Origin of the sequence: Nocardiopsis sediminis, assembly GCF_042650565.1 — a bacterium.
GTDB lineage: Bacteria > Actinomycetota > Actinomycetes > Streptosporangiales > Streptosporangiaceae > Nocardiopsis_B > Nocardiopsis_B sediminis.
On the sequence record NZ_JBHSBH010000003.1, the window covers coordinates 570603 to 595148 of the forward strand.

Below are 24546 nucleotides of genomic sequence, written 5' to 3' on the forward strand. Positions count from 1 at the left end.
CGTTCCGGTACCGAACTCCCTTGCCCGGCCCGGCCGTCCGCGCCGCGTACCCCGCAGGATCCTCCAGCGGGGTACGCGGCGTCTTGCCGGTTCCCGGCCGCGCGGCGCAGGGCGCCCGCGGCCGAGCCGGGCACGGGGTCAGCCGGCGGCGGCGCCGTCGACGCCCAGCGCGATGACCTGGGTGCGCTCCTCGGCGGAGAAGTTGTCGTCGACGACCAGCACCAGGCTGCGCTCACCGCCGGGCAGGTCCGGTCCCCAGACCATGCCCTCGACGTTGAAGAGCGGGTCGACGCCCAGGTCCGCGAGGTCGGCCACCAGCGTCTTGGCCAGCGGCTCGACGTCGGGCGACCCCTCGCGGCCGTCCAGGGCGGGCACACCGCGGATGTCCTGGGCGCCCGTGGTGTCGATCTCGTAGATCCGGACGTTGTAGCCGACCCCGTCGGAGTAGCCGCGCTCCATCACGAGGTAGTGGCCGTCCTCGCCGGTCGGCAGGATCGCCACGACACCGTTGTCGGAGAAGTCCGATCCGACGGGCGGGGTGAACACCGGGCTCAGCGGATAGGCGTACTGCGCGGCCACACCGCCCCAGCGCGGATGCTCGGTGATCCGGGTCAGAGCGCCGGCCTCCGGGGTCGGTGGGGTGCCGTCCTGGATCAGCGGCCCCTCCAGCGCGGTGATGACGCGCGCGCCGCCGTCGATGAACGCGAACGCCTCCAGGGTGATGTTGGGGCGCGGGCCGCGTTCGCCCTCGGGGTCGAACGCCCAGTCCCGCGGGAGCGGGAACTCGCGGACGGTGCGCCCGTCGACGGAGACCCGCAGCGCCGGGTCGAGCCGCAGACCGGGGGGCCGGAACGCGCCCTCGGTGGTCCACCAGACCGAACCGGTCCGGGGATCGATGCGCAGCTCTTCGGGGTCGACGGAGCCGTTGCGGTTGCAGACCGGCTGCGGGGCGGTGCACGGGGTCTCCAGCGCCTCCGCGTAGGGCGGGTAGGCGCCGCCGTCGGCTCTGGTCAGCTCGGTCGCGGAGACGAAGTCGACGGACTCGATGCCGTCGGCGCCGACCGCGATATCGGCGGTGTAGTAACGGGCGGGCCCGACGGTGGAGCGGTCATCGCTGATCATCAGGTACTCGCCGGTCCGCGGATCGCGGTCGATCCCCGAGAGCCCCCCGACGGTCATACCGTCGACGGCGAGCCCGCGGGGAACGTCATGGACGCCGATCAGCCGCACCCCGGAGATGTCGGCACTCGCAGCCCCGGCCACGGGCAGGCCCGATGCGAGCAGCGCCGCCGAGACCACCAGAGTCGAACCCAATGCGGTCAATCGGCTACGGATCGTGGTTTCGGTCATGGGGGGATCCTGGCACACCCGGGTATGCGCCGGAGGGTTTTCCGGGTACCGCCACGAAGCGGTCATCACGCTACGTCCTCGGACCTGCGCAGGCAGACCGAGAACCCTCAGGGTTCGCGGTGCCGCGTGTGCTCACCGTCTGCCCGGTCGTCGTCCGGGCGGGTGACCGACCGGCCTCGTGACGGTTCGGAGGCGGTGTCCTCGGGATCGGGAGCGGTGACGGTGTAGGTGCCGGGCAATGCCGGCATCTCCTCGGCCACCTCTACGACATCGGCAAATGGGCACGTCGATGGCTCCGACCGTGACCCGGTCGAGGTGCGGCCGGGCTCCTCAAGGCGCTCCAGGCGGAGTTCGGTGGGGGGTGGGTGGCGAGGATGGACGCCTCCCAGCCCGAACGGGCGCCGTCGAAGGTATGGCCCAGCTGCGCGAGCGCGCGGTAGAGCCCCTCTCCGTAGCCGGCTTCACGGGCGTCGGTGTCGGCGGCGTACTCGCAGCGGCGCCAATACCGGACATGGACGGGGGCGTCGATTCCGCGCATGGTGGCGTTGACGCTCCACACGACGATCCACACCAGGATCTGGATCGGGCGCCACCGTGCCCCCTCCTGGACCCTGGCGGACAACCCGAAGGCCAGGGACAGGGACAGGGCGATGCCCTGGCCCCAGGCCATGGTCACCGCGTCACCGTTGCGCCAGTGCGCGACCTCGTGGGCGACCACCCCGGCCACGGCCTCCTCGTCATAGCGCAGGAACTCCAGCAACCCCGTGTTGACGACGATGTGGCAGGCCCCGGCCGTTCGCGCCGCGTACCCCGCAGGATCCTCCAGCGGGGTACGCGGCGGCTGTCCGTTCCCGGCCGGGCGGCGGAGCGCTCCCCGCGCCGGAGCCGGGCACGGGCGGCACCGGGGTGGGCCGGGCCCGTCCATTGAGTGGCGTGGGGCGGCGCATCGGCGGACTGGCGCAGCCGGGGAAACGCAACTAGGGTGAGTCGCATCGCGTGCATACCCGGTAGGGGTATCACCCAGTCGCTGAACATCACGGAGGTGTCCCATGGGCGAGCCGGACGGAGAGAGCGCCGCCGACGCGCGCAAGAAGCTCTCAGACCTGGTGTTCGGTGCCATGGCCGCGCACGTCGTCGGGCTCGCCACGCGCCTTCGCCTGGCCGACGCCATCGGGGACCGGGAGCGCTCGGCCGATGACCTCGCCGCCGAGTACGGCCTTCCGCCGGCCACGGTGCACCGCGTCCTGCGCGCACTCGCGGCCCTTGAGGTGCTGACCGAGAACAGCCCGGGACGCTTCTCACTTGCGCCGGCCGGCACGCTGCTGCGCTCCGACTCCGCCGACTCGGTGTACGCGCTGACACGCGCATTCACCGACCCCGTGATGCTGCGGGCGTGGGAGCGGCTCGACCACAGCGTGGAGACCGGCCGCACCGCCTTCGATGAGGTGTTCGGCACCGACTTCTTCGACCACCTCAAGGGCGAGCCCGAGCTGTCTGCGCTCTTCAACGCGGCGATGAGCCAGGCCACCCGCCGCGCGGCCGCTGTCCTGCCCGACGCCTACGACTTCGGCCGCTTCCACACGGTCATGGATATCGGCGGCGGCGACGGCACGCTGCTCAGGGAGATCCTCCGGCGGCATTCCGGGCTGCGTGGGATCGTCTTCGACAGCGAAGCGGGGGCGGCGCAGGCGGGAGACACCTTTGCCGCGGCGGGGATCGCCGACCGCTGCACGGTCGCGACCGGCGACTTCTTCGAGTCCGTGCCCGAAGGCGCCGACCTCCACGTGGTCAAGAGCGTCCTGCATGACTGGGACGACCGCCGTTCAGCGCAGATTCTGCGGCACTGCCGCTGGGCGCTCCCCGACCACGGTCGGCTGCTGGCCATCGAGCCGGTGCTGCCGGACGTCGTCGACTCCACGATCTCGTCGCGGATCTACCTCAGCGACCTCAACATGCTGGTCAACGTGGGCGGCCTCGAACGCACCCGCGACGACTTCGCCCGGCTCTTCCACAACGCCGGTTTCACCCTCATCTCAGCTTTCCCACTCCCGGCCGGCACGGGCTTTTGGACCTTGGAGGCCGCCCCGACGACCTGACCGACGCCCGGGCGCCGGAACCCGGCCAGGGGAAGCCGACGGTCGGCGGGCGTCCGGGGGGTGGGGGTGGGGTACATGTGCCCGCATGGACGAATGGGAGTTCCGCACCAGCAGCCACAGTCTCTCGGAGAACTGCGTGGCCATCGCGCGGTGGGACGCTGGGCGCGCGGTGCGCGCAGGAGCGGGCGGGGCGCCAGGGGCGGGTGTGGCGTTGCGGGACTCCGCGTATCCGGGGGCGGGGTACATGGAGGTGCCGGAGAGGGAATGGGCGGCGTTCCTCCACGCGGTGAAGCGCCGCGTGCTCTGAGTTTGTCGTCTGGGGTGGCCCGGAGGGGCGCTGCTCCCGCCTCCCCCTCCGGAGGCGGGAGCAGCGTGTCTTGGGTCCTGGCTGATCAGGCGGCGGGGGTGCGCGCCGGGTGCCAGGTGAGCGTGAAGGTGACGCCGGTCCGAGGGCGGGGGAGCGGGGCCCAGGAGTCGGCGATGTAGTCGATCAGGGTGAGGCCGCGGCCATGCTGCGCCATGGGCGTGAGGGGGCGGATGAAGGGGAGTGTCCCGCCGGCGGGACGGCCTTCGTCGTCGACCTCGATGATGATGCGGCGGGTGTCGATCTTTAGCGTGATCTTGAAGATCCCGCCGCGGCCACTGGCCGTGTAGCGACAGGCGTTCGTCGCGGCCTCTGAGACGAGGAGGACGGCCGAGGCAATGGTGTCGGAGGGGATGTCGAACCCCTCATGGGTGGAGAGGATCTCGTCGGTCCACACCCGCGCCTTGCGGATCTGGTCGGACCATCCCGGGAACCGCTGTTCGTAGGACATTGCCATCACCGCCCCTCGATAACGGTCGGTCGCGCAGACCGGAACAGGTAGGGGCGAATGCGCCCCCTGCGGATCGCGCGGGGCGACCTGACCGCCGAGTCAGAGCGCCGTGTATCTTCACGCATTGTCTTCACCTTCCTGAGCAATAGGTGGAGTCCGCGCCTCCGGACGGCCACCACCGTCGCGGAGGTCTGTCGTGCGCGGTGAGCTCAGTCTGCGGATGTCGTTTCCGGTTCCGCTAGGCCAGGCGATTATTTCTGGATCGATACTCTGCGATCGTGAAGCCTGCGTGAGATCCTGTGATATGTGAATGAATTGCAAAGGGAGTTGCGTCGCCTCAGGAAACAGCGCGGCCTCACACAGGCGCAGGTGGCCGCGGCCGTCGGATACGTCCCATCCGCGGCTTCCAACTGGGAAACCGGACGAACCACCCCTGATCGTGCGACGGCAGAGAAGCTAGATGACTTCTTTGGGGCGCGCGGCGGTCTTATTCGCATATGGGATGAAACTACACAGGTGAACGGAGTCCCCCCATGGTTGCGTGATGATCAGCAGCTCTCGGCGCGCGCCGTTTCGATTGAAGTCGTCACGCCTGTGTTGGTGCCCGCGCTGCTGGAATCTCCGCTATATGCGAGGTACGTGCTGGCGGAAGGTCGGCCGTCCGACCCTATGGGGGTCATCGATGAACTCGTCCGCGTCAGGTGCTCCCAGCTTGATCAGCTGGGAAAGGATGTCAGGGTGTTCGCGACCTTTCCGGAGACGGCGCTGACGGGCGTACCCCGTGCCGCGCGGAAGGAGCAATCGGCTCACCTGTTACAGCGCATAGAGTCCGATCGCGTCCGGGTACACATGGTTCCGGTCGGCAGCATCCTCGCCGGGGTGACCTCCCCGTTCCAGATCTACCGGCTCCAGGACGGCTCACGGGTCGCAACATCCGAACACACCAACGGCACTATCCTCGTGCGCGAGGCACCGGGTATTCAGCGTTTGCAGGACTTGGCGCACGCCGCCCTCGGCAGCGCCCTCCCTGTCGACGACACCCTCCGAAGGTTGAAGGAGATCAGCGATGAATAGGTGGCACAAGTCCAGCTACTCCCAGAACGGAGGCCAGTGTGTCGAGGTTTCCGAGGGGGCGGTGACCGCTGTCCGGGACACCCAGCACCGGGACCGCGGGACACTGGAGTTCGCCGCCGCAGAGTGGGGCCGGTTCATCCAGGGGATCAAGGCCGACGAACTCTGACCCCCACAGCGAAGGCCACCATCGCCGATCACGGGCGTGGTGGCCTTTGCCGGCGCTCAGGCTCGGCGCGGTGCGGCGGCGACCTTGGGCCAGTGTTTTACGACGACGGTTCCGTAGAACAGCGAGTAGTTGGTGGCGAGCACGTCGTTGACGGGGAGGAAGTCGTGCTCGGCCGGCAGGGCGACCTCGTGGCCGAACCCCGGTGCGGCGAAATAGCACCAGCCCTTGCCCTCGACGTGGGCGAGCCACTGGCGGGTGTCCTCGGGGATGTGATCGGGCACAGGCTCCGGAAAGGTGATGGTGACGCCGCGGCGCTTGGCCTCGGCCACCATCACGCCTCGTGCGTGTTCCTCCAGAGTCTTGCGCTCCATGATCAGCTCCATCACTTCCACTTGCCGCACCGCGTGCAGTTGATCAGCTCGTTGGCGTTGGACTGCCCGCATTCGCAGGTCCACGATCGAAGGACAGGGCTCAGGCGAGTCCAGAGTGCGCGCATACCAGCCTCCAGAGTAGAGGGTGTCACTCGCTTTGAAGGTAACTCAGTGATCACCAAGTGTCATGGCCTGGACCGGAGGCGGCCAGGCCGCCTCCGGCCGCCGGTTTGGGGAACCGCTTTCCCCTGCTCGCGCGTTATCCGGTCACTGGTGTCGGCGCACGAGTCGGCGACTATGCGTGTGCGCCCGTTGCCGAATCGTCATTGCCCCGCAATCGGAGGCGCCGCCGCCCCGCCCGGCGATGGCCTCGTGGCTCCTTGTGCGCTTGTTGCGTTCGAGTAAAACGATCTCCGCCTCTCTTGATCATCTCTTCGGTCGTCACGTATGTTCCTGCAATCAGAGTTGCTGAACACTCACGACGGCAAATGGAGTTGCGATGGCGGCGTCGGTGGAACCGGGCGGGCGCGCGTTGTCACCCGCCCTCGCCAGGGTCGCGGACACCCTGTCCGCGAACCCCGAACTCGGCTCATACGGCCAGGTCGGCGATGTCGCCCGCGAAGCCGGCGTGAACCCCAGCAGCGTGGTCCGCTACGCGCAGGCCCTCGGCTACCCCGGCTGGCCGGCGCTGCAACTGGAGTTGCGGGCCCAGTACCTCGCCGGAATCAATGCGACCGAAACCCTCCGCCGGCACGCCGATGGCGAACCCATCGGCACCGTGCGGACCGCCCTGCGGCGCGACCTCGCCAACCTGCGAGCCGCCATGGACACCATCGACGACGGCGCCGCCGAAGCCGCCGTCGAGGCGATCGACGCCGCACCGCGCACCCTCGTCGTGGCGTCCGGCTCCTACACGGCGCCGGCGTCCCTGCTCGCCCACCTCGGCCCCACCATGGGCCTGCCCATCACCCTGGAGAACCGCGGCGGCGTGCACCTCGCCACCGCGCTGTCGCCGCTGGGCGCGGGCGACTGCCTGGTGGCGATCAGCTTCTGGCGGCAGAACCGCGATACCCGGATCGCCGCCCGGGTCGCGGCGGACGCCGGGGCGACGGTCATCGCGCTCACCGACACCGACACCGGCATCGCCGAGTCGGCCCACCACGTCCTGAAGGTGCCCACCGAGGGCGTCTCGTTCTTCCAGTCCACCACCGCCGCCGTCTCCGTGGCCTACGGCCTGCTGGCCGGCCTCTCCGCCCGGCGCGGTGACCGCGCGGATGCCGCCCTGCGCCGCACCCAGGACCTCTGGGACACGCTGGGCGCGCTCGGTCCTGCCGACCCGCGCGGCCGGTAGCACCCGCCCACCCCGGTCCCGGACGCCCCGGCGCCCGCACGGCCCGGCCGTCTGGACCGTCCGGACCGTCCGGACCGGCCGCTCAACCGCATACCCGGGCGACCGCCCGGGGCCGGCCCGCACGCCGTGCCGCCGTCGGTCGTGCCCGCCGTCAGCCGCGCCCTGCGCACCGGCCCCGGCCCCGGCCCCGGCCGTCCACCCGCCCGCCCGACCCGCACAGGTTCCACATCCACCCCGCCGCCCGCGCGGCCGGAGATCTCCAGGAGATCGGCCCATGTCCTCCACCGCCACACCGCGCACGCCGTTCCTGCGCACCCTGCCGCCGCGCCTGCCGCTCGTCCTGCTGCTGGCGGTCGTCCTGGCCGCCCTCGCCGAGCTGATCGGCACCTACGAGTTCACGATCGGCCCCGGCAAGGTCATCCTGTTCCCGATCATCTGGGCGATCCTGCTCGGCTCCGCGGTGAGCCTCCAGCGCGTGGCCCGGCTCCCGTTGGCCGCCCAGCGCACCGCGGTCGGCCTGGTCGAGGTCGGCATCATCCTGTTCATCGTGCGCCTGGCGTTCCTGGTCGGCGAGAAGCTCGACACGCTCGCCGACGTCTCCCTCGCTCTGGCCCTCCAGGAGGTCGGCCACCTGTTCGGCTCGGTGATCCTCGCCCTGCCGGTCGCGGTCGCGCTGGGCATGGGGCGCTCCGCCGTCGGCGCCACCTACTCCATCGACCGCGAGCCGAACATGGCCTACACCGCCGAGCGCTTCGGCGCCGACTCCCCGGAGTACCACGGCGCGCTGGGCATCTACGTGTTCGGCTCGGTCTTCGGCGCCCTCTACCTGTCGGTCCTGGCCGGCTTCCTCGCCTCGACCGGCTGGATCAGCCCGCTGGCGCTCGCGATGGGCACCGGTGTCGGATCGGGCTCGATGATGGCGGCGTCCGCGGCGGCGATCGCGCACAGCTACCCGCACATGGAGGAGCAGATCCTCGCCTACGCGGCGGCCGCCAACCTGGTGTCGGAGATCGCCGGCGTCTACCTCGCGATCTTCGTCGCCCTGCCGCTGACCCAGCGGCTGTACCGGTTCTGGTCGCGCGTCTTCCGCCGCTCCGACGCCGTGGCCGTGGCCACGGCCACGGCCGGCGCCACCGGCGCCACCGGCGCCACCGGCGCCACCGGCGCCACCGGCGCCACCGGCACCACCGGCGCCGCTGCCGAGGCCGCCGCCGCACCGGCCCCGGTCGCTCCCGCTGCGCCCGCGCCCCCGCCGCTGTGGCGGGTCGCCCTCTACCTGGTGCTCATCGCCGCGGTCATGCTGGTCGCCAACACCATCAACATCCGGGGCTTCCACGCCACCGAACTGGCCGGGTTCGCGCTCATGGCCGGCGTGACGTTCGTGGCGTTCGCTGTGAAGCGGCTCATCCCCAAGACGCCCGCCATGGTGCTGGCCTCGTTGCTGGGCATCCTGCTGGCCAGCCCCCTCAACCCGGCCCGCGACGCCGTCCTCGGCCTCGTCGCCGACATCCAGTTCCTCGCCACCGCCACCCCCGTTCTCGTGCTCGTGGGGCTGTCCATCGGCAAGGACAGCGCGGTCCTCAAGCGGCTGAGCTGGCGCGTGGTGCTGGTGGCGCTGGTCTCGTTCGGCGCGACCTTCATCTTCGCCGCACTCATGGCGCAGGCGCTGATGTGAGCCGTCGGCCTGCTGACCCGCCGACCGGCGGGCCGATGGGCTGACCGGCCATCGACACCGCTACGCCCGCACCGCAACCGGTGCGGCACCACCCCTGAGGCCGGCCCCGCACAGCGGGGCCGGCCACCAGGCCGAATCAGGAGGCAATCCATGACCGAATCGACGACGACCGTCGGCGTGATCGGGCTCGGCGTCATGGGCGGCGGCATGGCCGCGACGCTCGTCCGCGCCGGGTTCGAGGTGCTCGGGCTCGACCCCGATCCGGGGCGGTCGGCGGTGGCCGCCGGGAACGGGGTCACCCCCGTTTCCGCGCCCGCCGAACTCGCCGGGCGCGCCGACCGGGTGGTGCTCTCCCTGCCGGGCGCCGCCGAGGTCGCCGAGACGGTCCCCGCCCTGCTCGCCGGCGGTGCGCCCGGGCTCATCGTCGACACCACCACGTCCGATCCCGACACCACCCGCGCCATGGCGTCCCTCGCCGCCGGAGCCGGGACCGGCTACATCGACGCCCCCGTCTCGGGCGGGCGCACCGGCGCCGAGACCGGCACCCTGGGCGCGTTCGTCGGCGGCTCCGACGACGCCGTCCACGCCGCCGCATCCGTGCTCGACGCGCTGACCGGGGGTCGCGCGGTGCACGTCGGCGGCCCCGGCGCGGGCAACGTCGCCAAGCTGCTGAACAACGCGCTGTGCGCGGCGCAGCTGGGCCTCGTGGGCGAGGCGGTCGCCGCCGGCGCCGGGTACGGGCTCGACCCGGACCGGCTCATCGCCGCGCTGGGGGCCGCCTCCGGCCGCAGCGCCGTCACCGAGGTGAACTACCCGAAGTGGATCCTGCCCGGCACCTTCGACTCCGGGTTCCCGGTGCGCCTGATGTCCCGCGACGTCGCCCTCTGCCTGGACGTGATCGGCCGCTCGGGCGCCGAGCCCGGGCTGCTCAACGCCGCCGGGAACCTGTGGGCGCAGGCCGCCGAACGGCTCGACCCGGCAGCCGACTTCAACCGTGTCGCCGTCCTCGCCGGTGAGCTCTCCCGCGAAGGTGCCCGGCCCAACTGAAGCGGTGTGCCCCAGTCCCCACCGACCCCACCACCGATCCACCGATCCACCGATGAAGGCGGTACGACCCCATGACATCGCTCATCACCGAACTGCTGCCCCAGGGCATCGGCACCCACGCAGCGGGCGCTGTGCACATCGGCGCGGGTGACCCCATCGCCGCCCACGACCCCGCGACCGGCGCGGAACTCCTCACCTGGGCCGACACCGGCGCGAACGGCGCCCGTGCGGCCGTCGATGCGGCCGCGGCGGCGGCCCCCGCCTGGCAGGCCCTCGGTGCGTTCGGCCGCGCCGAAGCGCTGCGCGCCCTGTCCGCCGCCGTCACCCGCGACACCGCGAACCTCGCGCGGCTGGAATCGGTGACATCGGGCAAGCCGATCCGCGATGCCCGGGTGGAGGTCGCCAAGGTCGCCGAGATGTTCGCCTACTACGCGGGATGGGCCGACAAGACCCTCGGCCAGACCATCCCCGTCCCCGGCGACTGGCTGGCCTACACCCGGCGCGAGCCCTACGGCGTCGTCGCCGCCATCACCCCCTGGAACGCCCCGCTGTTCACCGCCGGCTGGAACTCCGCCCCCGCTCTGGCGGCCGGGAACACCGTCGTCGTCAAGCCCAGTGAACTGACCCCGTTCACGACGCTGCGGCTGGCCCGGCTCGCCGAGGAGGCCGGGCTGCCGCCCGGCACGCTCACGGTGGCCGCCGGCCTCGGCGCCACCACGGGCGCGGCGCTGGTCGCCGACCCGCGCGTGGGCAAGGTGGCGTTCGTCGGCTCCGTACCCGCGGGCCGGGCGGTCGCCGCCGCGGCGGCGCAGCGGGGCGCGCCGTCGCTGCTGGAGCTCGGCGGCAAGAGCGCCAACGTCGTGTTCGCCGACGCCGACCTGGACGCCGCGGCCGAGGGCGCGCTCGCCGCGATCTTCTCCGCCGCCGGCCAGTCGTGCGTGGCCGGCTCCCGGCTCCTGGTGCAGGACGAGGTCCACGACGAGCTGCTGGCGCGGGTGGCCGACGGCGCCCGGCGGCTGCGTGTGGGCGCCCCGCTGGCCGAGGACACCGAGATCGGCCCGATCAACAACCGGGCGCAGTACGAGAAGGTCACCCGGCTGGTGGGGGAGGCCGTGGCCGGGGGCGCCGAGGCCGCCACCCCGGTGGGCCTGCTGCCCGAGGGGGTCGACCCGGGCGGCTACTGGGTGCCGCCCACGATCATCGCGGGCGTGGAGCCGGGCGACGGCCTAGAACAGACGGAGGTGTTCGGCCCGGTCCTGGCGGTCGGCCGGTTCCGCGACGAGGCCGACGCGGTGGCCCGCGCCAACGGCACGGAGTTCGGGCTCGCCGGTGCGGTGTGGACGCGCGACGTCGGCCGCGCCCACCGGGTGGCGGCCGCCGTCCGGGCGGGGACGTTCTGGATCAACGGCTACAAGGCGATCCACGTCGCCGCGCCGTTCGGGGGCTTCGGCGCCTCGGGGTACGGCCGCTCGTCGGGCCCCGATGTGCTCAACGAGTACACCCAGCCCAAGGCGGTGTGGGTCCACACCGGCCACGACCCGCTGCGCTTCTTCCCCTCGTTGCGCGAGGAGGGCTGATCCCGGGCGCGCCGCCGGGCCCCTCGCGGAGGCAGAGGCCCGGCGGCGCCGCGCATGCAGCGCTGGTCATGCTCCTGTATCCGGTCGTGTCGAGCGCGCCCGGATTCTTGACGTTCCGGGGCTCCGGCCACCGTTGACATTTCCGCGGTCGCTGTCGGGGTCGCGCCAACGCCGGTGCGAAGTGGGCATCCACATCGAGATCCGCGAGCGCGTCTTCGCTACGCTCTCCACCGCCGTCCCCGAGCACCGCGGCCTCGGCCTCGCCACACCGCTCACGGCCCGCACGGACGCCGCCGCCGACCGCGCCGGTCCCGCCAACCGCTCCCCGACTCCCCATGGAGGGCCCCGATGAAGATCCTCGTCCTCGACGACGACCCCACAGGGACCCAGTCCGCCACCGGCGTCCCGGTCCTCCTTGAGACCGGCGACGCCACGCTCTCCCGCGACATCGAGGACGCCCTGCGCGCCGACGACGCCCTCTACGTCCTCACCAACAGCCGCGCCCTCGGCACCGATGAGGCCGTGGCGCTCGCCCGGCGGATCCGCACGGCCGCGCTGGAGGCCGTGGCCCGCCTGGGCACCGGGGTCCGCTTCATCCTGCGCGGCGACTCCACCCTGCGCGGGCACGTCTTCGCCGAAAGCGACGCGTTCGCCACCGACGCCTCCGTCATGCTGTTCGTCCCCGCGTTCCCCGCCGGGGGCCGCACCACCCGCGACGGGGTGCACTACGTGCGCGTGGGGGAGGCGGACGTCCCGGCCGCCGAGACCGAGTACGCCGACGACCCCGTGTTCGGGTTCGGCTCCAGCGACATGCGCGGCTACGTCGCCGAGCAGGGCGGCGGGCGCCCCGCTCTCACCGTCGCGCTCGACGACCTCCGCGCCACCGGCGGCGGCGCGCTGGCCGACGCGCTCACCTCGGCAGCCCCCGGCACCGTCGTGGCGCCCGATGCGGTCACCGACGCCGACATCGACCTCGTCCACCACGCCCTGGTCCGGGCCTGGGCCGCGGGCCGCGACGTCGTGGTCCGCTGCGCCGCGCCGCTCGCCGCCCGCTGCGCGGACGCGGCCAGCACGGGGCCCCTGCCCAAGCCGCTGGACCGGGCGCCCGGCCCGGTGCTGGTGGTCTGCGGCTCGCACACCTCCGGTGCGACCGCCCAGCTCGCCGCCCTGGAACACGATCGGGGGCTGCGCCCGGTGGTCCTCGACACCGACGCCGCGCTGGCGGACCCCGCCGCGGCAGGGGCCGACCTGGTGGAGCGCGCCCGCGCAGCCCTGCGCGACAACGGCGCCGCCGTCATCGCCAGCGAACGGCATCGCCGCGCCGCCGACAACACGCTCGGCCACGGCGAACGCGTCATGGCCGCACTCACCGCGGCCGTGCACGAGCTGTCCGGCGAGGTCGCCGCCGTGGTCGCCAAGGGCGGCATCACCTCGGCCGAGGTTGCCCGAACGGGGCTGGGCGCGCGGGTGGCGCGCGTGCGCGGCCAGGTGCTGCCGGGGATCAGCGTCTGGGACCTGCCCACGCCCTCGGGCGCGACGGTCCCCTACGTCGTCGTCCCCGGCAACGTCGGCGGAGAGACGACCCTCGTCGACGTCCTGACCGCGTTCAACGCCTGAGGGCCCATTGCGGAAACCGGTCAGGCGCCGAACGCGCGGGCGTTCTCGCGCACCCACTGGGCGAAGGTCCGCGCCGGAACCCCGGTGACCTCCTCGACCGTGGGCAGCACGGTGTACGCGGTCTCGGGCGGATCGACCCGCATGGCGAGGAAGAACGCGATGTCCTCCGCTGAGAAGCCCGCCCGCTTCCACTCGCCGACCACCTCGTCGCGGGTGAGTTCGGCGTAGCGCACCTCCCGGCCCAGGACCTCGCCGATGATGCGCACCTTGTCGGGGTGGGTCAGCGCCTCGGGCCCGGTCAGCCAGTACTCGCGGCCGGCGTGGCCGTCCCCCCCGTCAGCGCGGCGGCGGCCACCGCCGCGATGTCCGCCTCGTGCACCATCGCGCTCCTGGCCTCGGGGAACGCCTCGCGGACGACGCCGTCGCCGCGGACGGCCTCCGCCCATTCGAGGGCGTTGGACATGAACTCCACCGGGGCCAGCCGGGTCGGCACCAGCCCGGCGGACTCCAGGGCCTCCTCCAACGGCGTCTTCTCCATCTCGCCCTTCAGCACCGTCACCCGGCGCACGCCCGACTCCCGCGCCAGGCCGGCGATCCCGTCCACGTTGGTCAGCGGCGCGTACTCCGCCCCGTTGAAGCCGATCAGGTGCACGGCGTCGACCCCTGTGAAGGCGGCGGCCAGGCTCCCGGTGTTCGCCAGGTCCCCGGCGACCACGTCGGCGCCCGCCGGCAGGCCGGCCCGCGCGGGGTCGCGGGTGAGGGCGCGGACCCGGTGCCCGTCGGTCAGTAGCCGCGCGACCAGGGGGCGGCCCACCTTTCCGGTCGCGCCGGTGACCAGGATCGTCATCGTGTTCTGTGTCATGGGAGGCGACGCTAGGGCGGTTCGCGGCCGGTTCCCGTCCGCGATCGCTGCGAGACTTCCCCCATGTTGGAGACCTCGGCCCGGCTGCTGCGCCTGCTCGGCCTGATGCAGGCCCACCGCGACTGGACGGGACCCGAGCTGGCCGAGCGCCTCGGGGTGAGCCGGCGGACCGTGCGCCGTGACATCGACAAGCTGCGGACCCTGGGCTACCCCATCGAGGCGGCCGGCGGCGTGGGCGGCGGCTACACGCTCGCACCGGGCGCCGTGCTGCCCCCGCTCCTGCTCGACGACGAGGAGGCCGTGGCCGTGGCGGTGGGCCTGCGCACCGCGGCCGGCGGCGCGGTCACGGGTATCGCGGAGACCTCCGTGCGCGCGCTGGCCAAGCTCGACCGGTTGCTCCCCTCCCGGCTGCGCCGCCAGGCCGACGCGCTCGGGTCGGCGATGGTGGCCCTGCCCGCGCCCGGAGCCACCGTCGACCCGGCGGCGCTGACCGCGATCGCCGCGGCGGTCCGCGACCAGGTGCGGCTGCGGTTCGACTACACCGCCTACGACGGCGCGCGCACCGCGCGCGAGGCCGAGCCCTACCGGCTGATCCAGTACGCGGGCCGGTGGTACCTGTTCGCCTGGGACATCGCGAAGTCGGGGTGGCGGCGGTTCCGCGTCGACCGGTGTGCGCTGCGCACCCCCAACGGGCCCCGGTTCACGCCGCGGCCGCTGCCCGAGGATCTTGTGGAGCGCTTCGCCCGGGAGATGGCCGTCGACCGCCACCGCCACCAGGCGGTCCTGACCATGCACGCCCCGGCCGAGCGCGTGGCCGACGAGGTCCCGCCCGGCATCGGCGTGGTCGAGCCCGTTGACGACGCCACGTGCACCCTGCGCATCGGCTCCGACCGGCTCGACCACCTGGCGGTGTGGGTCGCGACTTTCGGCTTCGACTTCGACGTCCGCGAGCCCCCCGAACTGGTGGCGGAGATCCGGGCCCTTGCGGCCCGCCTCGAGCGCGCCGCGGGGCCGCCGGAGGCGGGCGAGCCGTGAGGCCGGTCGTACCCGGCCCGCACCGGATGTGGGACGACGCCCGTCAGGCGGCGGGGGAGGGGCGGCCGTAGGTGAGCCGGCGCAGCAGGATCTCGGCCGGGCCGCGGTGGCCGCGGCGGCGCATCGCCTCGGCCACGAGCACGGTCGCACCCCAGGTGGCGACCCCGATGGCGGCGGCCACCGCGGCGCCCTGCGTCGCTCCCAGACCCGCGCCATAGGGCGCGAAGGCCGCCGTGAACGCCACCGACTGGAGCAGGTAGCACGTCATCGACCGCTGCCCCACGGCCTCCACCGCGCGCACGACGGGACCCCGCCGCTCCGCCGCCCGGATCGCGACCAGCCCGATCAGCGCCGCCCAGCCGACACCGCTGGCCCACCCGGTGGTGTCGTGGAGGACCGCCAGCAGGCCCGCCGTCTGGAGGGGCACGCCCGTCCACAGCTCCGCCCGGACGAGTGCGTCCGGGAGCCCGCCGAGGACCGCGATGCCCAGGCCGGCCGCGGCCGCCCATCCGAGGAGCCGGCGGTGGCGCGCCGGGTCGTCCAGGATCCGGCGGCGGGCCGCCCACACCCCCCACAACAGAGGGGGAACGACGACGGTGAGGAGCGTGACGGGCGTGTAGAGGATCCACTCCTGGAAGCGCTCGGCCGTGGCGGCGACGGGGTCGCCCTGCACGAGGGAGCCGGCGGCGACGGAAGCGTCGTTCCCCGATGCGGTGAAGAGCATCATGAGCGCCGTGTGCAGCCCGATCGAGGCCGCGGCGAAGGCCGCCGACACCCACAGCAGCGTCGCGTCCCGGGCGCGCAGCAGCCCGGCGAAGAGCAGGACCGCCAGGCCATAGGCGCCGATGATGTCCACGGGCAGCAGCAGCGCCCCGTGGGCGAGGCCGATCGCCGCCATCCACACGCCGCGCCGGCGTAGGACGCCGAGGGGGCGCCCGCCGCCCGCGTCGAGCCGGCGCAGCAGCTGCACCATGCCGTAGCCGAACAGCAGGGAGAACAGCGGGATCGCCCTGGCGTTGACGACGGTCGACTGGACCACCACCACGACCTGGTCGGCCACCGAGGACACGATGTCGGGGACGGTCAGGAAGAACTGGGCGTTCACCAGGGCGATGAACAGCAGCATGAACCCGCGGGCGAGATCGGGGGCGAGGGCCCGCCGGCCGAGGGAGGTCGGTCCAGGGCCCGGCCACGTACGCGGGGCGGGGTCGGATGAGCCGGTCACTGTGCTCGCCTTTCGCTACGCCCCCGGCCGGGCACCGGGCGGCGCATCAGAACCTACGGAGCGCACACGCTGCGGTGAATGGGCATGGGCCCACGCTTCGGGTGGTCCTGGCCCTACCGGCACAGCGGGGGTCTCGCAGGGCTTCCGGCCCCGGCGGCGGCCTAAGGCGAATCGATGTGCATGTTCGGGGGCGATGCCGGGCAGCGGGCCTACTGCCGGTTCTTGCACCCGAATGGAAGGCGAGGACGAGCAATGGCGACAGCACCGACCACCCCGGTCAAGGACGACAACTACAACCTCACCTGGGCGCTGCACCAGTCGCTGGAGAACGTCTACCGGCTGGAGCACTACATCGCCGATGCCGAGGCCCAGGGCGACGAGGAGCTGGCCCGGTGGTTCCGCCGGATCCAGGAGAACAACCGGAAGTGCGGCGAGCAGGGTCAGCGGCTGCTGGCGGAACGGCTGTCGCACGCCGTCGGCTGACCCGCCTCGGACCTGAGCGGGCGACTCCCCGCCCGCGCGCACCCCGGCGATCCGCCGCCCCGGCGGTCGGCGGGGTCTTCGGCGTGCACGCCGCCCCTCCACCCCTCCCGCTCTCGCGCGAACGGCCGCGTGCACCGCGGCGTGCGCCGCTCTCCACGGCGGATGCGCCGCGCCCGCGCTCGTGGTTGACTGCACCGCAAGGAGCGGGGCCGTATCCGATGCGCCGGGCCCGAAGGGCCTCGCGTAACGGCTGCGTTCACCGCACTGACCCCCCGAATCGACGCGAAGGAACGGAGCAGGATGACCGCATCGGCGGAATCCGCCTCCGGCGGATGCCCACACGTCGCCTACGACCCCACCAGCGCCCACCGCCTCGACCCCCACCCCTTCTACCGGTGGGCGCGCGAGAACGAGCCCGTCACGTGGGCCGACCCGATCAGCGCCTGGATGGTCGCCGACCACGGCCTGGTCACGCAGGTCCTCACCACGCCGGACGTCTTCTCCTCCGCCGAGGCGTTCCGGCCCCTGGACGCTGGCCCGCCCGAAGTGCTGCGGATCCTCGACCACCTTCCGCTGCCCCCGCACATGGTCCAGGCGGACCCGCCCGGCCACGCCCCGCTGCGTGCCCTGGGCGAACGCGTACTGCACGGACGGCGGATCCGCGCCGGGGCCCCGGCCCTGCGCAGTATCGCCGACGACCTGGTCGCCGGCCTCGCCCCGCGCGGCCGCGCCGACCTCGTGGCCGACTTCGCCCACCCGTTCGTGCGGCGAGCCCTGGGCCACCTGACCGGCTTCGACGCCGCCGACGACGAGCGGCTGGACGGCTGGAACGGGGCTTTCTTGACGCTCGCGGCCCCGGTCGGCGGCATCGAGGCCAAGACCGCGGCCGCCCGCGCGCTGCGCGATTACGACGCCCACATCATCGACGCCCTCGGCAGGCGGCGGACCGCGCCGCGGGACGACATCCTCACCGAGCTCGCCCGGATGGTCGACGACCCCGATGTGGCCATGGACCTGCCCGACGCCGTGATGTTCGTCCGCGGCCTGTACGCGGGCGGCATCCACACCACGCGCGACACCATCGCCACCGCGGTGATGTCGGCCCTCTCCCACGGCCTGTGGGCCGGCACCGTCGAGGACCCGCGCACCATCACCGCCCTGGTCGAGGAGTCGCTGCGCCACGAGTCCCCGCACCGCGGGATGATGCGGGTCGTCAAGCGCGACACCACGCTGGGCGGGGTGCCGATGGCGGCCGGGTCGCTGGTCCTGCTCCTCTTCGGCTCCGCCAACCGCGACGCGCGCGTCTTCGGCGACCCCGACGCGTTCACCCCGGGCCGCCCCGACGTGCGCGAGCACGTCGCCTTCGGCGCGGGCATCCACCTCTGCCTTGGCCGGGCGCTGGCGCGCCTGGAGATGCGGATCGCCATCGAGGCCCTCGCCGGGCTCCCCGGCCTGCGGCTGCCCGCCGATCACCGGCCCGAGTGGTCGGCCGAGTGGTACTTCCGGTCCCTGGAGCGCCTCGACGTCCGCTGGGACGCCTGACCCCGGTGCGGGGGCCCCGCCGAGCGGCCGGGAGCCCCCGCCGGGCGTGTCCGGGAAAGGCGAAAGGGCGCCCGCTTGCGCGACCGCCCCGAGACACGGGTGCCATCACCCGTTGTGCGTGCGTGCTACATGCCTGCGGCGCCGACGACGAAGTACGAGAACAGCGCCAGCACCCCCACAATGGCCCAGACCACGACGGCGATTCCGTCGAGCCGGTGGCGTCGATGTGCTTTTCTTGCCGATTCCATGACGTCCCTGTCATCGGGACGCATCGGTAACACTTTGTGTTCAGTCCGCCTTTGGTTCGGTTGCACACGGTCGCGCAACGATGTCTTGGGAGATTACCAGGACGCCGCCCGCCCCCGCCGATCCGGGGCGGCCCGGAGGGGCGGGGGCGGACGGGCGGACCGCAGGTGCTATTCGGCGTCGCCGTGCGGGCTGCCCGGGGTGCCGGGCTCGTCGGTGGCGTCGGGCTCGCCGGTGGCGCTCTCCTGGACCCACTCCTCCCAGGAGCGCTGCCAGTAGCCCCACCCGTTGTCGACCTCCAGCTGGCGGTCGGTCCCGGTGACGATCAGCGGGTCGCCCATGTAGGAGTTCTCGTAGAACCACTTGGCGTCCTCGGTGGCGAGGTTGGGGCAGCCGTGGCTGAGGTTGGCCTCGCCGAGCTGGTTGTTCCACGGTGCCGCGTGGGTGAACTCACCGCTGTTGGAGAAGCGGACCGCGTACTCGACGTCGAGCTTGTAGTACTCGGGGTCGTCCTCATCGATGCCGACGGTGGCGGAGTCCATCACCAGCTGGTCGTACTTCTCCATGGTCAGATGGACGCCGCTGGTGGTGGTGTAGGCGCGGGTGTCCGCCCGGCCCAGGCTGGTGGGGAAGTCCTGGATCTGCTCGCCGTCGCGTTCGACCAGCATGCGCTTGGTGTCGCTGTCGATCGTGGTGATCTGGGACCGGCCCACATCGAAGTTGAGCTGGTGGTTCTCGATCCCGAAGACGCCGTCGGCGGCCTGCACGCCCGCCAGGCGCATGTTGACGGTGATCTGCTGATTGGGCGTCCAGTACTCCTCCGGGCGGAACACCGCCGTCTGGTCGCCGAACCAGTTCCATGCGCCCTGGGCGGGCTCCTCGGAGACGACCTCCATGGCCGATTCCACGGCCGCCTTGTTCTCCACCGGGAGGTCGAAGTTGACGATGACCGGCATGCCCACGCCGACGGTCTCGCCGCTCGTGGGGAAGTTGGACTCCAGCTCCAGGCGCTGTCCCTCGACCGCCTCCTGGGTGGTGAACTCGCTGACGGCCTCGGCGGTCTCGCCGTCGGCGTCCTCGGTCGTGGCGGTGACGGTCACCGCGGCGCCCGGGGTGAGGGTCCAGTCGCTGGTCCAGGCGGTTTCGTCGTCGTTGAGGGTGCCCGTGATCTCGTCGGCGCCGGTCGCCTCATCGCCGTCGACCGCGACGGTGACGTCGGTGATCGTGCCGCCCTCGGCCCGGACCTCGACGGGGACGTCCGGGGAGACCTCATCGGTGCCGTCCTCGGGGGTGATGCTCACTTCCGCCCCGGACTCGCCGGACGCGGAATCGGCTCCGGAGGGGTCGGCATCGGAGGAGGAACAGGCGGTGGCGAGCAGGACGGTGAGACACAGCACGGCCGCGGGGCCGGTGGAGGCGGGGCGCAGAACGGTGGCCATCGGATGACTCCGTGAGGGGTGAAGGGGGGTGGGTGGATCCAGGTCGGCGGTTCACGGGGCTGCTAGACGCGCTGGACGCACAGGGACAGCAGCAATCGCGATCCCGGGCGCAGCGGGCCCCGCCGGCCGCGGGCGATCCACACGCGCAGCGCCGGGGCCGCGCTCCAGAGCAGGACCGGGGCGGCGGCGCCGAGTGCGGTGAGCGCGAAGAGTTTCACCATGGCGGTGCGCTGCTCGGTCCCGGCGCCGAGACCGGCGGCCGCCTGGCAGTCATGGCCGTGCCGGTCGTCATCGGTGTGCGCAATGCCGGCCGGGGCCGGCCCCACCGCCGCGGACGACTCCGACACGGACCCCTGCGCGCCACCGCCGGTGCCGGCGGCGGCGGACGGGCCCGAGCAGAGGGCGCAGAGGAGGCCGGCGGCGAACAGCAGCGCGAGTACCGCGATCCGCGCCCCGGACCGCCGCGCCGTTATCGCACCCCCCATGGAAAGAATGTTATCCAAAAGGGTACGCACAGGGGTATTCGCTCGATCCCCGGCCGAACCGCCACGCGGTACCGGCTCCCGGCGGCGACGGCGGTGGCGCGACCCCGTTCAGCGGTCGTTCCCGGGGACGAGGGCCGCGAAGCGTCCGATGTAGTCCTCGCGGCCGATGAACCCGCCGACGCGGCCCGGTGGCACCGCGAGGCCGTCGACCAGTCCGCCGAGCCGCCGGACGACCTCGTCGACCGCGTCGGCGCGGGCGGACCGGAGGATGTCGCCGTCACCGGGGCGCAGCGAGCCGTGGTCGAAGTGCCAGGCGGCGGTGTCCAGGACGGCGTCGAGTCCGTAGAGGCGCCGCGCGGCGCCGAGCATGTCGCGCCACGGGCCGCTCGCGGCGGCGACCGCCTCGTCGAACTCCTCCAGGATGCGCCGCGTCAGGTGGACGCGGGCGAGGTCCTCGATCCGGCGCAGGTGCGGGCCGGGATCGCCGGCGCCGACGAGGTCGCGGAGCGTGCCGGTCAGGACGTGCTCGTGCAGCGCCACGAGGCGCAGCGTCGAGGACGCGTCGCCCGTGCCCGGGCCGACGGCCCCGGGGACGGCGGGGGCGTCCCCGCCGCTGAGGAGCTGCTTGCCGGCTTCGAGCAGGAGCAGGCGCGTGTCGCCGCCGGCCGAGTGGAAGGACTTCGCCATGTCCTCATAGACCGTGATGCGGTTGGTGCGCAGGACGCCCTGGAACCCGCAGAGCCGCCGGCACGTGGCGGCGACGGATTCGAGCGCCGTGGCCGCCGCCGTCTTGGCGAGGGTGCGGTCGCGGTCGGCGGCCAGCCACGGCGCGTAGGCCGCGCCCTCGACCGCCGGGCCCGTGCGCGGGGCACCGCGGCCCAGGCGCTCATCGGCGAAGTCGCGCCGGACCTTCTCGACGTAGGCGCCCGTCGCGTAGACGCGCGCGACCGCCGGGGCGAGGTCGTCGCGGTGGGTCGCGAAATCGAGGACCGGCGTCCCCGGGCCGCCGACGACGCGCTGGGAGGTGTAGCGGAAGGCGACCGCGACCGTGGCCCGGGCGGCCGAGGCGAGCGCGACGGCGGCGAAGACGGCGGCCGACTGGACCCCGCCCAGGGACCGGGCGAGCCGCTGCTGCGGGCCGAGGGGGTCGGCGACCCCGTTGCCGGTGATGGCGGCGGTACCGGACAGCCAGTGGCCATGGGGGATCTCGGCGTCGTTGAAGCGGATCGCCGAGTAGTCGAGCGCCACCGGCGCGCCGCCGGGGAGCGACATCACCTCGGCCCGTGGGTGCGGGAAGCGGAATGCGAACGCGTGCACCCCGTTGTCGGCGCCGTCGACGACCAGGCGCGCGATGACGACGGCGGTGCGCGCGAGCCCGGGCCAGCCGACGTTGGGCATGATCTTCACGGCGGCGTCATCGGGGGTGCAGAGCGTGAAGGTGCGGCGGTCGCGGTCGTAACGGGCCTCGGTGCGGACGTTGATCTGGGATCCCCCGCGTCCCAGCTCGGTGACGACGATCGTGCCCGGTGCGTCCATCGTGTCGAGGCCGGCCGCGAGGGCGTCGAGGTCGTCGCCGGGGTGGCCGCACTCCACAAGGGAGGTCGCGGCGACGCCATAGTGCACCATGGCGGCGTGCATCATCGCGGGGTCCACCATCCCGGCCCACTCCATGCCGGCGAGCAGGCGCAGGGGGTCGCCGTGCAGGTCCCGCGCCGGGCCGAGCCTGCGGCCGAAGGCCTGGAGGCGCCGGTAGGTGGCGCCGACCCCGGCGAGGTCCTGGGCGAAATCGGGGGCGCCGAGGAGCTCGTCGAGCTCGGCCCACACGGGCATGCGGTCGCGGAAGAACGGGTGGGGGGTCACCGGGTCACCACCTCGGGGTGCGGGTAGGGGTGCGGGCCGCGTGGGCGCGGCGGGCGGTCCGGGCGGGGCGTCTCGGTCCGGCCGGGCGCCGTTGCCGTCCCCGTCCCTGTCCCTGTCCCCGTCCACCAGCGCCGTGTACCAGTAGCGGCGGGTGTTCCACGTCCGCCGGGGCAGGCGCCGCCGCTGCGCGGTCTGCCCGGGCGGCGCGGCGACGACCGCGTGGGCGTTGGCCCCGGAGAGCCCGAACGAGGAGACGGCGGCGCAGCGGGGGCCGTCGACCGGCCACGGCTCGCATGCGGTGGGCACACGCAGCGCCGAGCGGTCCCAGTCGATGGCCGGGGCGGGATCCCTGTGGTGCAGCGACGCCGGAACACGGCCGTGTTCGAGGGCCAGGACGGTCTTGAGGAACCCCGCGATACCGGCGACCGGCTCCAGGTGCCCGATGTTGGTCTTGACGGAGCCGACCAGGCAGGGGCCCGGATTGCCCCCGTAGACCTCGTGGAGGGCGGCGAGCTCGATGTCGTCGCCCACCCGCGTCCCGGGGCCGTGGGCCTCGACGTAGGCGATGTCGGCGGGGAGCCGCCCCGCGTCGGCGAGCGCTTCGCGCATCATGCGCACCTGGCCGGGGCCGCTGGTGCTGACGATGTTGCGGCCGGAACGCCCGTTGGCGTTGACCGCGCTGCCCTCGATGACGGCGTGGACCGGGTCGCCGTCGCGCAGCGCGTCGGCCAGCCGCCGCAGGAGCACGACGGCCACACCCTCGGCGCGGGCGTAGCCGTCGGCGCCGGCATCGGCGAACGCGGAGCGCCCGTTGGGGGAAAGGGCCTTCGCGAGCCCGTGCGACGGGCCGCCGTCGGGGTTGAGGATCAGGTGCGCCCCGGCGGCGAACGCGGTGTCGACCTCGCCGCCGCGCAGCGCGCGGCAGGCCGCGTGGATCGCGGTCAGCGACGCCGAGCAGGACGTGTCGAGCGTGATGCTCGGCCCCTGGAGGTCGAAGAAGTGCGATACCCGCCCGGACAGGAAGCTCTTCAGCCCGCCGCCCGAGAGCGTGTACATGTTCGGCGGGACGGCGGCGGTCGAGAGGTCCCAGTAGTCGGAGTGGGACTCGCCGACCCAGATGCCGGTGCGCGGGCCGGCGACGCCGTCAGCTGTGAGCCCGGCGTCGTCGATCGCCTCCTGCACGGTCATGAGCAGCAGGCGCAGGCGCGGGTCGGCGCGGTGCGCCTCGCGCGTGCTGAACCCGAAGTGCCCGGCGTCGAACGCGTCGACGGCGTCGAGGAACCCGCCCGCGTGCATGATCCGGTGGCCGTTGCCGCCGATGCGATCGGGCGGGACGGGCCCGACCGCGCTGCGCCCGCTGCGCAGCAGCGCCCAGAACGCCGCGGGGTGGCCGGCGCCGGGCAGCCGGCAGGCCATGCCGATCACGGCGACGGGGTCGGCGGGGGGCGCGGTGCGGCCGAGGTCGCGGGCGGTGATGCGCAGGACGGCGTCGGGCTGCTCGGTGACCGTGAAGTGGCCCGCGTCGACGAAGTGGACGGAGCAGCCGCTGCGTGTGGCCGCGCGCCACTCCACGAGGGTGCCGGTGTCGAAGAGCAGGTCGCGGCTGCCGCCGATGGCGGTGATGGGGCACGACAGCGGGTGCGCGTCCGGACGGTAGCCGCCCACGGCGGTGACGTCGGCGCGGATGGCGCCGAGATTGGCGCGCACCGCCTCGCGGGCGGACTCCGGGGCGCCGCCGACCCGCACGAGTTCGTCGAGCATGGCGTCGTCGGAGAGCCCGGACTGGGACGAGAACGGGCTGGGCGGCAGGTGCGGCGGCGGGGCGGAGAGGACGAACAGCCGCTCGGGGCCGGTGCCGTGCCGCTGGTCCAGCAGAGCGGCCACGGCGTGGGCGAGCCACGCGCCCATCGAATGGCCGAGCAGGCAGTAGCGGCCGGTCAGCCGGGGGACGACGTCGTCGGCGACGGCCTCGGCGAGGGCGTCCAGGGATCGGACGAGCGGCTCGTGCCGCCGGGGGCCGCGGCCGGGGAGCAGCACCGGCAGCACGTCCACTCCGGGGATGCGCCACCCCTGGAACAACGATGCCGGTGCCCCCGAGTGGGGGAAGCAGAGCAGGTGCACATCGGCGGCGGGGTCGGGGGCGTGGGCGAGCCAGGGGGTCGGCGACACGGCCGGGTCCTCTCGGAGCTGGCGGCTGGAACACTGGCGGGAGCGGGAGCACGGGCCGGAG

At 73.3% G+C, this 24546-nt stretch carries 24 protein-coding genes; 12 read left to right on the forward strand and 12 right to left on the reverse strand.

Features of this window, described 5'->3' with window-relative positions; all coding sequences use genetic code 11:
• Window positions 1-138: 138 nt before the first annotated feature.
• The 3 genes from ACFOVU_RS03875 to ACFOVU_RS03885 all read right to left on the reverse strand — a co-directional run bounded on the left by ACFOVU_RS03875 (window position 139) and on the right by ACFOVU_RS03885 (window position 2110).
• Complete coding sequence (locus ACFOVU_RS03875; RefSeq protein ID WP_378529873.1) at window positions 139-1350, reverse strand: esterase-like activity of phytase family protein; 1212 nt, start codon at window positions 1348-1350, stop codon at window positions 139-141.
• Between the two features lie 107 nt (window positions 1351-1457).
• Window positions 1458-1598, reverse strand: coding sequence for a hypothetical protein (locus tag ACFOVU_RS03880; protein ID WP_378529874.1), 141 nt, complete (start codon window positions 1596-1598; stop codon window positions 1458-1460).
• Between the two features lie 14 nt (window positions 1599-1612).
• The gene (locus ACFOVU_RS03885; protein ID WP_378529875.1) at window positions 1613-2110 is read right to left on the reverse strand and encodes a M48 family metalloprotease; all 498 of its coding nucleotides are present in this window, start codon (window positions 2108-2110) and stop codon (window positions 1613-1615) included.
• A gap of 289 nt (window positions 2111-2399) precedes the next feature.
• Between ACFOVU_RS03885 and ACFOVU_RS03890 the strand changes: the two genes are divergently transcribed.
• Entirely contained in the window at window positions 2400-3446 is a 1047-nt protein-coding gene (locus tag ACFOVU_RS03890; RefSeq protein WP_378529876.1) for an ArsR family transcriptional regulator, read from the forward strand.
• Window positions 3447-3531: 85 nt separating this feature from the next.
• Complete coding sequence (locus ACFOVU_RS03895; protein WP_378529877.1) at window positions 3532-3753, forward strand: DUF397 domain-containing protein; 222 nt, start codon at window positions 3532-3534, stop codon at window positions 3751-3753.
• Between the two features lie 85 nt (window positions 3754-3838).
• On the opposite strand, the gene ACFOVU_RS03900 is transcribed toward ACFOVU_RS03895, so the two are convergent.
• Window positions 3839-4267 carry an ATP-binding protein gene (locus tag ACFOVU_RS03900; protein WP_378529878.1) on the reverse strand — a complete coding sequence of 143 codons (429 nt, stop codon included), beginning with the start codon at window positions 4265-4267 and terminating at the stop codon, window positions 3839-3841.
• A 300-nt stretch (window positions 4268-4567) separates the two neighbouring features.
• Between ACFOVU_RS03900 and ACFOVU_RS03905 the strand changes: the two genes are divergently transcribed.
• Both ACFOVU_RS03905 and ACFOVU_RS03910 read left to right on the forward strand, forming a co-directional pair.
• Window positions 4568-5335, forward strand: a complete 768-nt coding sequence (locus ACFOVU_RS03905) for a Scr1 family TA system antitoxin-like transcriptional regulator (protein ID WP_378529879.1) — start codon at window positions 4568-4570, stop codon at window positions 5333-5335.
• Window positions 5328-5501, forward strand: coding sequence for a DUF397 domain-containing protein (locus ACFOVU_RS03910; RefSeq protein ID WP_378529880.1), 174 nt, complete (start codon window positions 5328-5330; stop codon window positions 5499-5501). Before ACFOVU_RS03905 ends, ACFOVU_RS03910 begins: the two co-directional genes overlap by 8 nt.
• A gap of 56 nt (window positions 5502-5557) precedes the next feature.
• Here ACFOVU_RS03910 and ACFOVU_RS03915 read toward each other — a convergent pair whose 3' ends face one another.
• Complete coding sequence (locus tag ACFOVU_RS03915; protein ID WP_378529881.1) at window positions 5558-5872, reverse strand: hypothetical protein; 315 nt, start codon at window positions 5870-5872, stop codon at window positions 5558-5560.
• A 499-nt stretch (window positions 5873-6371) separates the two neighbouring features.
• Here ACFOVU_RS03915 and ACFOVU_RS03920 point away from each other — a divergent pair, with 499 nt between their 5' ends.
• From ACFOVU_RS03920 to ACFOVU_RS03940, 5 genes are all read left to right on the forward strand, one after another.
• Window positions 6372-7223: a MurR/RpiR family transcriptional regulator gene (locus tag ACFOVU_RS03920; protein ID WP_378529882.1), complete on the forward strand. Its 852-nt coding sequence runs from the start codon at window positions 6372-6374 to the stop codon at window positions 7221-7223.
• A 274-nt stretch (window positions 7224-7497) separates the two neighbouring features.
• On the forward strand, window positions 7498-8898 hold the full coding sequence (locus ACFOVU_RS03925) for a DUF3100 domain-containing protein (protein ID WP_378529883.1): 1401 nt from the start codon (window positions 7498-7500) through the stop codon (window positions 8896-8898).
• A 150-nt stretch (window positions 8899-9048) separates the two neighbouring features.
• Window positions 9049-9945, forward strand: coding sequence for an NAD(P)-dependent oxidoreductase (locus tag ACFOVU_RS03930; protein WP_378529884.1), 897 nt, complete (start codon window positions 9049-9051; stop codon window positions 9943-9945).
• Between the two features lie 71 nt (window positions 9946-10016).
• Window positions 10017-11522 (forward strand): aldehyde dehydrogenase family protein, encoded by a 1506-nt coding sequence (locus ACFOVU_RS03935; protein WP_378529885.1) that lies wholly within the window; start codon window positions 10017-10019, stop codon window positions 11520-11522.
• 348 nt (window positions 11523-11870) lie between these two features.
• On the forward strand, window positions 11871-13139 hold the full coding sequence (locus ACFOVU_RS03940) for a four-carbon acid sugar kinase family protein (protein WP_378529886.1): 1269 nt from the start codon (window positions 11871-11873) through the stop codon (window positions 13137-13139).
• 20 nt (window positions 13140-13159) lie between these two features.
• On the opposite strand, the gene ACFOVU_RS03945 is transcribed toward ACFOVU_RS03940, so the two are convergent.
• Both ACFOVU_RS03945 and ACFOVU_RS03950 read right to left on the reverse strand, forming a co-directional pair.
• Entirely contained in the window at window positions 13160-13405 is a 246-nt protein-coding gene (locus tag ACFOVU_RS03945) for a hypothetical protein (protein WP_378529887.1), read from the reverse strand.
• Window positions 13406-13437: 32 nt separating this feature from the next.
• Complete coding sequence (locus ACFOVU_RS03950) at window positions 13438-14001, reverse strand: SDR family oxidoreductase (protein WP_378529888.1); 564 nt, start codon at window positions 13999-14001, stop codon at window positions 13438-13440.
• 63 nt (window positions 14002-14064) lie between these two features.
• On the opposite strand from ACFOVU_RS03950, the gene ACFOVU_RS03955 reads away from it, so the two are divergent.
• Entirely contained in the window at window positions 14065-15036 is a 972-nt protein-coding gene (locus ACFOVU_RS03955; protein ID WP_378529889.1) for a helix-turn-helix transcriptional regulator, read from the forward strand.
• A gap of 43 nt (window positions 15037-15079) precedes the next feature.
• Here the strand turns inward: ACFOVU_RS03955 and ACFOVU_RS03960 are convergent, their stop codons facing one another.
• On the reverse strand, window positions 15080-16261 hold the full coding sequence (locus tag ACFOVU_RS03960) for a DUF418 domain-containing protein (protein WP_378529890.1): 1182 nt from the start codon (window positions 16259-16261) through the stop codon (window positions 15080-15082).
• Between the two features lie 252 nt (window positions 16262-16513).
• On the opposite strand from ACFOVU_RS03960, the gene ACFOVU_RS03965 reads away from it, so the two are divergent.
• Both ACFOVU_RS03965 and ACFOVU_RS03970 read left to right on the forward strand, forming a co-directional pair.
• The gene (locus ACFOVU_RS03965; protein WP_378529891.1) at window positions 16514-16744 is read left to right on the forward strand and encodes a hypothetical protein; all 231 of its coding nucleotides are present in this window, start codon (window positions 16514-16516) and stop codon (window positions 16742-16744) included.
• Between the two features lie 300 nt (window positions 16745-17044).
• Window positions 17045-18286: a cytochrome P450 gene (locus tag ACFOVU_RS03970; RefSeq protein ID WP_378529892.1), complete on the forward strand. Its 1242-nt coding sequence runs from the start codon at window positions 17045-17047 to the stop codon at window positions 18284-18286.
• A gap of 125 nt (window positions 18287-18411) precedes the next feature.
• Here ACFOVU_RS03970 and ACFOVU_RS03975 read toward each other — a convergent pair whose 3' ends face one another.
• The 4 genes from ACFOVU_RS03975 to ACFOVU_RS03990 form a co-directional block, all read right to left on the reverse strand.
• Window positions 18412-18534, reverse strand: coding sequence for a hypothetical protein (locus tag ACFOVU_RS03975; protein WP_378529893.1), 123 nt, complete (start codon window positions 18532-18534; stop codon window positions 18412-18414).
• Window positions 18535-18702: 168 nt separating this feature from the next.
• Complete coding sequence (locus ACFOVU_RS03980; protein WP_378529894.1) at window positions 18703-19971, reverse strand: L,D-transpeptidase; 1269 nt, start codon at window positions 19969-19971, stop codon at window positions 18703-18705.
• 62 nt (window positions 19972-20033) lie between these two features.
• Window positions 20034-20456, reverse strand: a complete 423-nt coding sequence (locus ACFOVU_RS03985) for a hypothetical protein (RefSeq protein WP_378529895.1) — start codon at window positions 20454-20456, stop codon at window positions 20034-20036.
• Window positions 20457-20564: 108 nt separating this feature from the next.
• Window positions 20565-24485, reverse strand: coding sequence for a beta-ketoacyl synthase N-terminal-like domain-containing protein (locus tag ACFOVU_RS03990; protein WP_378529896.1), 3921 nt, complete (start codon window positions 24483-24485; stop codon window positions 20565-20567).
• Window positions 24486-24546: the final 61 nt, after the last annotated feature.

Bases quoted from the DNA above. Each gene is read 5' to 3' on its own strand.
- ACFOVU_RS03875 (WP_378529873.1), bottom strand. From the start codon at position 1,350: ATGACCGAAACCACGATCCGTAGCCGATTGACCGCATTGGGTTCGACT.
- ACFOVU_RS03880 (WP_378529874.1), bottom strand. From the start codon at position 1,598: ATGCCGGCATTGCCCGGCACCTACACCGTCACCGCTCCCGATCCCGAG.
- ACFOVU_RS03890 (WP_378529876.1), top strand. From the start codon at position 2,400: ATGGGCGAGCCGGACGGAGAGAGCGCCGCCGACGCGCGCAAGAAGCTC.
- ACFOVU_RS03895 (WP_378529877.1), top strand. From the start codon at position 3,532: ATGGACGAATGGGAGTTCCGCACCAGCAGCCACAGTCTCTCGGAGAAC.
- ACFOVU_RS03900 (WP_378529878.1), bottom strand. From the start codon at position 4,267: ATGGCAATGTCCTACGAACAGCGGTTCCCGGGATGGTCCGACCAGATC.
- ACFOVU_RS03910 (WP_378529880.1), top strand. From the start codon at position 5,328: ATGAATAGGTGGCACAAGTCCAGCTACTCCCAGAACGGAGGCCAGTGT.
- ACFOVU_RS03915 (WP_378529881.1), bottom strand. From the start codon at position 5,872: ATGGAGCGCAAGACTCTGGAGGAACACGCACGAGGCGTGATGGTGGCC.
- ACFOVU_RS03920 (WP_378529882.1), top strand. From the start codon at position 6,372: ATGGCGGCGTCGGTGGAACCGGGCGGGCGCGCGTTGTCACCCGCCCTC.
- ACFOVU_RS03925 (WP_378529883.1), top strand. From the start codon at position 7,498: ATGTCCTCCACCGCCACACCGCGCACGCCGTTCCTGCGCACCCTGCCG.
- ACFOVU_RS03930 (WP_378529884.1), top strand. From the start codon at position 9,049: ATGACCGAATCGACGACGACCGTCGGCGTGATCGGGCTCGGCGTCATG.
- ACFOVU_RS03935 (WP_378529885.1), top strand. From the start codon at position 10,017: ATGACATCGCTCATCACCGAACTGCTGCCCCAGGGCATCGGCACCCAC.
- ACFOVU_RS03940 (WP_378529886.1), top strand. From the start codon at position 11,871: ATGAAGATCCTCGTCCTCGACGACGACCCCACAGGGACCCAGTCCGCC.
- ACFOVU_RS03950 (WP_378529888.1), bottom strand. From the start codon at position 14,001: ATGACACAGAACACGATGACGATCCTGGTCACCGGCGCGACCGGAAAG.
- ACFOVU_RS03955 (WP_378529889.1), top strand. From the start codon at position 14,065: ATGTTGGAGACCTCGGCCCGGCTGCTGCGCCTGCTCGGCCTGATGCAG.
- ACFOVU_RS03965 (WP_378529891.1), top strand. From the start codon at position 16,514: ATGGCGACAGCACCGACCACCCCGGTCAAGGACGACAACTACAACCTC.
- ACFOVU_RS03970 (WP_378529892.1), top strand. From the start codon at position 17,045: ATGACCGCATCGGCGGAATCCGCCTCCGGCGGATGCCCACACGTCGCC.
- ACFOVU_RS03975 (WP_378529893.1), bottom strand. From the start codon at position 18,534: ATGGAATCGGCAAGAAAAGCACATCGACGCCACCGGCTCGACGGAATC.
- ACFOVU_RS03980 (WP_378529894.1), bottom strand. From the start codon at position 19,971: ATGGCCACCGTTCTGCGCCCCGCCTCCACCGGCCCCGCGGCCGTGCTG.
- ACFOVU_RS03985 (WP_378529895.1), bottom strand. From the start codon at position 20,456: ATGGGGGGTGCGATAACGGCGCGGCGGTCCGGGGCGCGGATCGCGGTA.